Below are 7,965 nucleotides of genomic sequence, written 5' to 3'. Positions count from 1 at the left end.
TTTGGCGCATCCCTATCCCCAGGTCGTCATCCTCGGGCTCCGTCCCGAGGATCCAGAGACGCCGCGTCCACCGCCGCTGGGGCGGGACCAACAGTCCACAGCGTCCGCTCGCAAATGCCGCAAGGCCTGGATCCTCGGCCCGGCGGCCGAGGATGACGACGTAAGCGGTGGAGAAGGTGGATAACGTTCGAACGGACCACACCCGCTCGCCGTCCCCGGACCGCGCGGCGGCCTCAGACCGTGATCGGCTCCTGGACGAGGTCCACGCCGAAGCGCTCGCGGACGGTCGCCTGGATCCTCGCGGCGAGGCCGGAGACCTCGTCATAGGTGGCATGGCCGTGGTTCACCAGAATCAGGGCATGGCCGTCGTGCACGCCGGCTCGGCCCTGGCGCAGGCCCTTGAGGCCACAGGCGTCGATCAGCCAGGCGGCCGACAGCTTGACCCGGCCGTCGGCCTGGGGATAGCGCGGCACGCCGTCGATCCGCTCGGCGGTTTCCAGCGAAACCACGGGGTTGTGGAAGAACGAGCCGGCATTGCCGAGCACCCGCCAGTCCGGCAGCTTGCTGCGACGCACCGCGATCACCCGCTCCATCACCGCGCGCGCGTCGACGCCGGCGGGAAGATCGTCGAGGCCCCGATAGTCGAGGATCGGCCGCCACGGCTCGGGCAGCGCCAGTGTGACGTCGAGGATGACGAAGCGGCCGGTACTCTTGAAGACGCTCTGCCGGTAGGAGAACCCACACTCGCCGGGCTCGAACACGCGCTCTTGGCGATCCACGAGGTCGTAGGCGGTCAGCGCACGGAAGCGATCCTTGAGCTCGACGCCATAGGCGCCGATGTTCTGGACCGGCGCGGCGCCCACGGTGCCGGGAATGCCGGCCAGGTTTTCGAGCCCGCCCAGGCCCTGGCCCACCGACCATTCGACGAACGCCGGCCAGTCCTCGCCGGCTTGCGCCGTCACCAGAATTTGCCCGTCCTGGCGCTCCGCGATGGTCTTGCCCCTCGTCGCCATGAGGCCGACGACGCCGTCGATACGCTCGCGCAGGAGGAGGTTGCTGCCGCCGCCGACGATGCGCAGCGGCAGGTCGCGCGAGGCGGCGAACTCCGCCAGCTCCGCGACGTCGCCGCGCTCGGCAACGATGGCCCCGAACTCGGCCCGCGAGGCGAGGCCGAACGTGTTGTGGCCCGTCAGGTCGTAGTCTGAAATCACGTCCATGCCGTCATCCAATGTCGCGTGGGTCCGCCGCCATCCCATTCCGCCCGTGCGCTCTCATGTGCGTGAAAGGCCGGGCGGTTGAAGACGTGTTACAGCGTGGCGCCGCCGAAGACGAGGCCCTGCGACGGCAGCCCCGGCCGACCGCAGGTCAAATCGGGAACCGCCAGGACCTCACGCGTCGGTCTCGCGGATAACGTAGGTGCAGCGCCGGCCGCCTTGGACGATGTGCTCGGTGCGTTCGACCGTCGCCCCCGACCCGAGCACCGCCTGGAACACCTGCAGCTCGGCCCGACAAAAGCCTTGGCAGACGGTGGCGGCGGCGCAAATCGGGCAATGGTTCTCGGTGAGCAGGATCGAGCCGTCCTCGGCGTCCCGCCAGTCGGCCATATAGCCCTCGGCCGACCGCAGCGCGGTGAGCACCGCCACTCGGTCGCGCAAGCTGCCGCGCTCCGCCATCGCGGTCTCGTAGGCGGCGCGCGTATCGGCTTCGCGCTGCGCGATGATGCGATCGAGGGCCGCCTCGCCGAGGCTCCGGCCGATGATCTCGAGAAGCTGCACCGTCAGCGCGGCGTGCGTATCTGGAAATCGCGATTGCCCCTCGGCCGTCAGGCTCCACGTCCGCGTCGGCCGACCGACGCCCGACGGCGTACTCGTTGCCGACACCAGACCGTCGTCGGCAAGCCGCACGAGCTGCTGACGCGCCGCCTCTCCGGTCGTACCCAGCCGCCGGCCCAGCGCCGCAGCGGTCAGCGCGCCATGCATCTTGAGCGCCATCAGGACGCGCTCCGCCGGGCTTCGCGGCGACCAGATCGTATTTTCCAAGTCCAGCCTTGACATATTCCTCGCGATGATTTTCAAAGTCATCACTTGGAAATTATCGCCACTGCCTGCGGATTGCAAGCATTGGCGCCTTCAGAGGAGAACGATCCATGGCTTTCGAACTGCCCGCCCTGCCCTATTCCCACGCCGCGCTCGCCGAACGCGGCATGAGCCAGGAGACGCTGGAGCTCCATCACGACAAGCATCACCAGGCCTACGTCACGGCGCTGAACGGCTTCGTCGAGAAGAACGCCGAGCTTCAGGGCAAGTCGCTGGAGGAGATCATCCTCTTCGCCAACGGCAAGGCGGATCAGGCGCCAGTCTTCAACAATGCCGGCCAGCACTGGAACCACATCCACTTCTGGAACGCACTGTCGCCCTCGGGCGGCGCGATCCCCGGCAAGCTCGAAGCGAAGATCGTCGAGGATTTCGGTTCGGTCGACGCCTTCAAGGAGGCCTTCAAGGCGGCGGCCGTCGGCCAGTTCGGTTCGGGCTGGGCCTAGCTCGTCCTCGGCCCCGACGGCAAGCTCAAGGCCACGAAGACGCCGAACGGCTCCAACCCGATCGCCACCGGCGAGGGCAAGCCGCTGCTCGGCCTCGACGTCTGGGAGCACAGCTACTACGTCGACTTCCGCAACCGGCGTCCGGATTACGTGACCAACTTCCTCGACAAGCTCGCGAACTACGAGTTCGCCGAAGCCAATCTCGGCTGACCACGAAGACGCGCTGCCCATGCCGCATCTCGCACGTGGGCAGCGCCATTGGCGCCGTACCGCAGTTTCGGATCCTCCCGTGGCCGCCGCGGGGAATCGCATCGCCTGCAAGCGACACGGACGGCTCATAAACGGCGGACCAGGCGACGATCAGATGCCCGATACCCTCGACCTCCAGCCTTCGCTGCGGCCCTTTGTGGAAAGCCGAAGCTTCCGCGACGCCATGGCGTCGATGGGATCCACGGCCTGCCTGGTTACCACGCGGCTGGGAGCCGAGCGCCTGGGCCGCACCGTCACCTCGGTGTTTTCGCTGTCGGTGGAACCGCCCGCCATCCTGATCTCCATCGACAGAACCAGCCGGCTGGCCGATCACATCGCCAAGGCTCAGGGTTTCTCCTTCGCCATGCTCGCCGAGGACCAGCAGGCCGTCGCCGATGCCTTCGCCGGGCGCGGCGATCCGGAGCGCCGATTCGACACGGGCCGCTGGCTGTCCTGGGTCTCGGGCCATCCCCGGCTCCAGGGGGCGGTGGCGGCCATGGACTGCACGGTGCTGGGCACCATCGAGACGGCGACGCATATCCTGTGCGCCGGCGGCGTGGTCGACATCGAGCTCACGCCCGATCGCACGCCGCTGGTCTGGCAGCAACGGCGCTATCGCGCGCTCGTCGACCGCCAGCCCTCCTGACCCCCGTTGCGGCTCGGGCGCCCGCAACACCGCCCCGGCGGAAGCTCAATGCAGCGTGCGTGGGATCTCGCGCGGCGGAATCCGGTCGTCGACCTTCTTCTTGCGATGGAAGATGAACAGGCCGGCGAGGATGATGATCGCGGAGCCGACCAGCATCTGGCGGGCCGGCACGTCGCCGAAGAAGACGTAGCCGAACAGGATCGCCCACAACAGCAGCGTGTATTGCAGCGGCGCCAGCAGCGAGGCCGGCGCGAGCTTCAGCGACCGCGTCATCATCATGTGGCCGGCCGCGGCCACCACGCCGAGCAACAGCATCGCCAGGACGTCGGCCAAACCGGGCGTGCGCCAGTCCCAGAGCGTCAGCAAACCGCCGGCCACCAGCGCGCCAAGGGTCTGCCAGGTCACCAGGGCGGCATCGCGGGTGCCGCGCAGACGGCGGGCGAGCACGATCGACAGCGCGAAGGCGATGCTGCCGGCAATGGCGAAGGCGGAGTTCCACGACAGCGAGGCGGAGGACGGCCGCAGCGCGACCACTACGCCGGCGAAACCAGCCAAAATCGCCAGCCAGCGGCGCCAGCCCACCTTTTCGCCCAGGAAGAGGTGGGAGAACGCCGCGATGTAGATCGGCCCGGCCATGTAGAAGGTCATCACGTCGGCGAGCGGCAGGGTGACCACGGCCGCATAGAACAGGCCGGTATCGGCCGTCGCCATCACCACGCGCAGCACCTGGAGCCCCGGACGCTCGGGCCGGAGCAGTTGATCGGCGCCGCTACGAACCAGCATCGGCGCGAGCACCGCGAACGAGCCGAAGGAGCGGATCAGCAGCACCTCGCCCACGGAAAAGCTCGCCACCAGCCATTTTCCCATGGCGTCGTTGAGCGCGAAGGCGAAATAGCCGGTCAGCATCAGAAGGATGCCGAACAGGGTCAGGGTGCGCCCTTCGGTGGTCGGCGCAGCGAATGCACTCATGGGAGTTGGCTGCTCGCAAGCTGGATGTCGTGCGACGTCCATTCGCCAAGCTTCGGGCGGCGTCAAGTCACGTTGTCGTCGTGGCCTTCGATGATCCGTGAAAGCGGCGCCTCGCCCTTTCCTCTTGCGCCGGCTTCGGCTAAACCGCGCAGCTTCCGCCATCAACGCCCATCCGTCGCCCGGCTTCCGCCGGGTGCGCCTCGACTTGCGAGCCTGCCATGACCCCGCGCTTCGCCGGCCTCGATTTCGGCACGACCAACTCGACCCTCGGCCTGTGCGCGCCGGACGGTGCGCCGTCCCTGCTGCCGGTCGAGGACGACAGCCCGACGATCCCGTCGGCGCTGTTCTTCAGTCTGGAGGACGGGCACACCTATTTCGGCCGCGCCGCCATCGCCGAATATGTCGATGGAGCCGAGGGGCGCTTCATGCGGGCGCTGAAGTCGATCCTCGGCACGTCGCTGATGACCGAGACGACGCAGGTCGGGCGCGAGCGGATGACCTTCGTCGACCTGATCGGCCGCTTTCTGCGTCATTTGCACGGCCGTCTGGAAGAGCGCGCCGCAGCGGACGGGACGACGGCCGTCGATCGGATCGTGCTTGGCCGGCCGATCCACTTCGTCGACGACGACGCAACCGCCGACCGCGCGGCGCAGGACCAGCTCGAGACGGCCGCCCGCGCCCAGGGCTTTCGCCACATCGAGTTCCAGTACGAGCCGGTCGCCGCCGCGCTCTATTACGAGACCCAGGTCGCCAGCGAGGAACTGGCCCTGGTGGTCGACATCGGTGGCGGCACCTCGGACTTTTCGGTCGTGCGGCTGTCACCGCGGCGCGGGGGCGCGGCCAACCGTCTGAGCGACGTCCTGGCATCCACCGGCGTCCATGTCGGCGGCACCGATTTTGACCGGCAACTGTCGATCGCCAAGGTGATGCCGCTTCTCGGCATGGGCTCCAGGACGGCGGACGGCAAGCGCATCATGCCGAACTGGTATTTCAACGACATGGCCACCTGGCACCGCATCAACACGCTCTATACGCAGAAGGTGCGGCGCGACGTCTTCGAGCTGAAACGGGAGGCGGCGGAGCCGGCGAAGCTCGCACGATTCGAACACCTTCTGGAGCATCGCGGCGGCCATCGCCTGGCCGGCACCGTCGAAGCCGCCAAGATCGCCCTGTCGGATACGGATCGGACGGTCATCCGGCACCAGGACAGCGAGCTGCGCCTGGAGATCCCGACCGGCCGCGGCGATTTCGAGGAGGCGGCGGCGGATCTGGTGGCCCGCATTGCGTCGACGATCGAGGAGGCTTTGACGGAGGCCGGCGTATCGTCCGATGCGATCGAGACGGTCATTCTGACGGGCGGCGGCGCGCAGGTTCCGGCGGTGAAGGCCGCGGCCACGGCGAAATTTCCGGCCGCGCGGATCGTCCTGTCCGACGCCTTCGGCTCGGTCGGTCTCGGTCTGGCCATCGAGGCCGCGCGCCGCTTCGCCTGAATGTAAACGCCACACACCGGCCGCGCCGGGTGGCGCGGGCGGCATCACGAAGCCGGCGGGATGGCCGGACGGAGCGGATCGGCTACTGCAGCTTGCCGAGAACGGCTTCCATGGTCTTCTGGAGGACGGGCACGCTGATCGGCTTGACCAGGAAGTTGTTGACGCCGAGCGCTGCCGCCTTCTGCACCAACGCCTTGTCGCCCTTGCCGGTCAGGATGATGAACGGCACCTTCTTGGTCGGCCCGTAGGAGCGGATCGCCTTCAGAAGCTGCAAGCCGTCGAGCTTCGGCATGTTGAAGTCCGAAATGATGACGTGGCAGGGCGCCGTCATCATCGTCTTCAGCGCCTCCTCGCCGTCGACGGCGAAGACCACGTTTTCCACGCCGACCTGCTGCAGCGCGTCGCGGATCAGCATCCGGCTGGTGCGCTGATCGTCGACGATCAACACTTTCAGATGGCTTTTGAAGCTGCTCATCGAAGAGTCCTCACAATGCCGCGTCAGGCGGCCAGATCCATTTTCGGCGGCAGGACATTGTCGACGGCGATCAGCGAGATCATCCGGCCCTCGAACGCCATCACTCCCTGAACGAAGGAGCGCGCGAGATCGGAGCTGACGTCCGGCGTCGGCTGCAGAAGATCGTCCGTCACCGTCAGGATGTCCGACACGCCGTCGACCAGGAGGCCGACAACCTGACCGCCGACCGCGACGACGATGGTCACGGAACGGGCCGTCGGCTGGGTCGCGCCGAAGCCGAGGCGCGCCGCCAGATCGACGATCGGCAGCACGGTGCCGCGCAGGTTGATCACGCCGTTGACGTAATGCGGCGCATGCGGAAGCGGCGTCGCCGCTGCAAACCCGCGGATTTCGCGCACCGACATGATGTCGACGCAGAATTCCTGCTCGCCGATCCTGAAGGCAACCAGTTCGCGCGCTCCGGCGCTTTCCTTTTCGTGGTGCTCGCTCATCGTTCGCTCCGCCGCCAATCCACTTTATTCAACAAGGCTTAATGCTTGGTTTCGCTGTCGCCCGGCCCTTCGGCCTGAAGGCGTGCCAGCAAGGCCGCGATTTCGGGGTCTGCGACGGCGTCAATGTCCCCGGCCTCGTCGGCGGCATCGGCAAGAACCTCGACCGCCAGTTCGCAATCCCATTCGGCGAACTCGAACACCTCGTGGATCGCGCCCTCGCCGGCGTCCGTGGTCAGGTCGATGGTGAAGGTGAGATAGGCCCCCTCCGGATCGAGCTCGGCGAGATGCGGAATCGCGCTCGTGTCGCAGGAGACCGTGCCGGTGCCCAGTTCGAGGCACTGGCGGATCATGCGCGTGGCCTCGTGCGCGTTGGTGTAGAACTCGGCCAGCGGCTTGAAGACGATGCGGTAGGTCTTCTCGCCGCCGAGAACGTCGTCGAGATCGACGGCCACCGGCGCGAATTCGATATCGCCCATGCCGTCATCGACGGGGCCGGCCGCGTCCGCCGGCTCGTCCTCGTCCTCGATGCCCGCCAACGTCTTCAGCTCGGCCACCAGGCCGTCCTTGACCTTGGCGACTTCGACCAGTTTGCCAAGCAGGTCCTGCGCACGACGGCAGACCGCCAGGATATCCGGCGTCAAGGCCAGTTCCTCGGCGCGGACCTTCTTCAGCATGTCCTCGTAGGTGCGGGCGTATGCCGACAGCTCGTTGAGGTCGAAGGAGGCGGCACCGCCCTTGATGGAGTGAACGGCGCGATAGACGACGCCGATGGTCTCCTGGTCGGTCTCGCCCCGTTCGAAGCCGGCGAGCCCCTTGTCGAGCTCGACCATCTGCTCGTCGCATTCCTCGAAGAATGTCGCCCGAATGTCGTCCATAGCGCCCATCGTTTCCTCCCGCTCAGGCTGCGACGCGGTTGATGGCGGTGACGAGTTTGACGGGATCGAAGGGCTTGACGATCCATCCCGTTGCGCCGGCGCGGCGTGCGCGGGCCTTTTTCTCGGCATCGCTCTCGGTGGTCAGCACCAGGATCGGGATCGCCCGCTTGGAGCGATCGGCGCGCACCTCCTCGATGAAGGTCAGCCCGTCCATGCGCGGCATGTTCACGT

9 protein-coding genes and 1 pseudogene are annotated in these 7,965 nt (G+C 67.3%); 3 read left to right on the top strand and 7 right to left on the bottom strand.

Features of this window, described 5'->3' with window-relative positions:
- Nucleotides 1-233 precede the first annotated feature (233 nt).
- Entirely contained in the window at nucleotides 234-1,217 is a 984-nt protein-coding gene (gene murB / locus SMD10_RS24450) for a UDP-N-acetylmuramate dehydrogenase (protein WP_331688346.1), read from the bottom strand.
- 171 nt (nucleotides 1,218-1,388) lie between these two features.
- Nucleotides 1,389-2,054 (bottom strand): helix-turn-helix transcriptional regulator, encoded by a 666-nt coding sequence (locus SMD10_RS24445; RefSeq protein ID WP_331688345.1) that lies wholly within the window; start codon nucleotides 2,052-2,054, stop codon nucleotides 1,389-1,391.
- Between the two features lie 92 nt (nucleotides 2,055-2,146).
- Between SMD10_RS24445 and SMD10_RS24440 the strand changes: the two are divergent.
- Together SMD10_RS24440 and SMD10_RS24435 are read left to right on the top strand one after the other, a co-directional pair.
- Nucleotides 2,147-2,749, top strand: a pseudogene (locus SMD10_RS24440) (superoxide dismutase).
- 154 nt (nucleotides 2,750-2,903) lie between these two features.
- Complete coding sequence (locus SMD10_RS24435; RefSeq protein ID WP_331688344.1) at nucleotides 2,904-3,434, top strand: flavin reductase family protein; 531 nt, start codon at nucleotides 2,904-2,906, stop codon at nucleotides 3,432-3,434.
- 45 nt (nucleotides 3,435-3,479) lie between these two features.
- Here the strand turns inward: SMD10_RS24435 and SMD10_RS24430 are convergent, their stop codons facing one another.
- On the bottom strand, nucleotides 3,480-4,403 hold the full coding sequence (locus tag SMD10_RS24430) for a DMT family transporter (protein ID WP_331688343.1): 924 nt from the start codon (nucleotides 4,401-4,403) through the stop codon (nucleotides 3,480-3,482).
- A 218-nt stretch (nucleotides 4,404-4,621) separates the two neighbouring features.
- Between SMD10_RS24430 and SMD10_RS24425 the strand changes: the two genes are divergently transcribed.
- On the top strand, nucleotides 4,622-5,893 hold the full coding sequence (locus SMD10_RS24425; protein WP_331688342.1) for an Hsp70 family protein: 1,272 nt from the start codon (nucleotides 4,622-4,624) through the stop codon (nucleotides 5,891-5,893).
- An 82-nt stretch (nucleotides 5,894-5,975) separates the two neighbouring features.
- Here the strand turns inward: SMD10_RS24425 and SMD10_RS24420 are convergent, their stop codons facing one another.
- From SMD10_RS24420 to SMD10_RS24405, 4 genes are all read right to left on the bottom strand, one after another.
- Complete coding sequence (locus tag SMD10_RS24420) at nucleotides 5,976-6,368, bottom strand: response regulator (RefSeq protein ID WP_331688341.1); 393 nt, start codon at nucleotides 6,366-6,368, stop codon at nucleotides 5,976-5,978.
- A gap of 23 nt (nucleotides 6,369-6,391) precedes the next feature.
- Nucleotides 6,392-6,859, bottom strand: a complete 468-nt coding sequence (locus tag SMD10_RS24415; RefSeq protein ID WP_331688340.1) for a chemotaxis protein CheW — start codon at nucleotides 6,857-6,859, stop codon at nucleotides 6,392-6,394.
- Between the two features lie 38 nt (nucleotides 6,860-6,897).
- Complete coding sequence (locus SMD10_RS24410; RefSeq protein WP_331688339.1) at nucleotides 6,898-7,734, bottom strand: Hpt domain-containing protein; 837 nt, start codon at nucleotides 7,732-7,734, stop codon at nucleotides 6,898-6,900.
- A gap of 22 nt (nucleotides 7,735-7,756) precedes the next feature.
- On the bottom strand, nucleotides 7,757-7,965 hold a 209-nt coding region (locus SMD10_RS24405), incomplete at its 5' end, for a response regulator (RefSeq protein WP_331685736.1).

The organism is Consotaella aegiceratis (genome assembly GCF_036541425.1).
Taxonomy (GTDB): Bacteria; Pseudomonadota; Alphaproteobacteria; order Rhizobiales; family Rhizobiaceae; genus Consotaella; species Consotaella aegiceratis.
Note: the sequence above shows the minus strand (reverse complement) of the source record. Positions and strands in the feature narration are given on the sequence as shown.

What these genes read in the sequence shown, in the direction of transcription:
- murB (WP_331688346.1), bottom strand. Translation starts at nt 1,217, where the DNA reads ATGGACGTGATTTCAGACTACGACCTGACGGGCCACAACACGTTCGGC.
- SMD10_RS24445 (WP_331688345.1), bottom strand. Translation starts at nt 2,054, where the DNA reads ATGTCAAGGCTGGACTTGGAAAATACGATCTGGTCGCCGCGAAGCCCG.
- SMD10_RS24435 (WP_331688344.1), top strand. Translation starts at nt 2,904, where the DNA reads ATGCCCGATACCCTCGACCTCCAGCCTTCGCTGCGGCCCTTTGTGGAA.
- SMD10_RS24430 (WP_331688343.1), bottom strand. Translation starts at nt 4,403, where the DNA reads ATGAGTGCATTCGCTGCGCCGACCACCGAAGGGCGCACCCTGACCCTG.
- SMD10_RS24425 (WP_331688342.1), top strand. Translation starts at nt 4,622, where the DNA reads ATGACCCCGCGCTTCGCCGGCCTCGATTTCGGCACGACCAACTCGACC.
- SMD10_RS24420 (WP_331688341.1), bottom strand. Translation starts at nt 6,368, where the DNA reads ATGAGCAGCTTCAAAAGCCATCTGAAAGTGTTGATCGTCGACGATCAG.
- SMD10_RS24415 (WP_331688340.1), bottom strand. Translation starts at nt 6,859, where the DNA reads ATGAGCGAGCACCACGAAAAGGAAAGCGCCGGAGCGCGCGAACTGGTT.
- SMD10_RS24410 (WP_331688339.1), bottom strand. Translation starts at nt 7,734, where the DNA reads ATGGACGACATTCGGGCGACATTCTTCGAGGAATGCGACGAGCAGATG.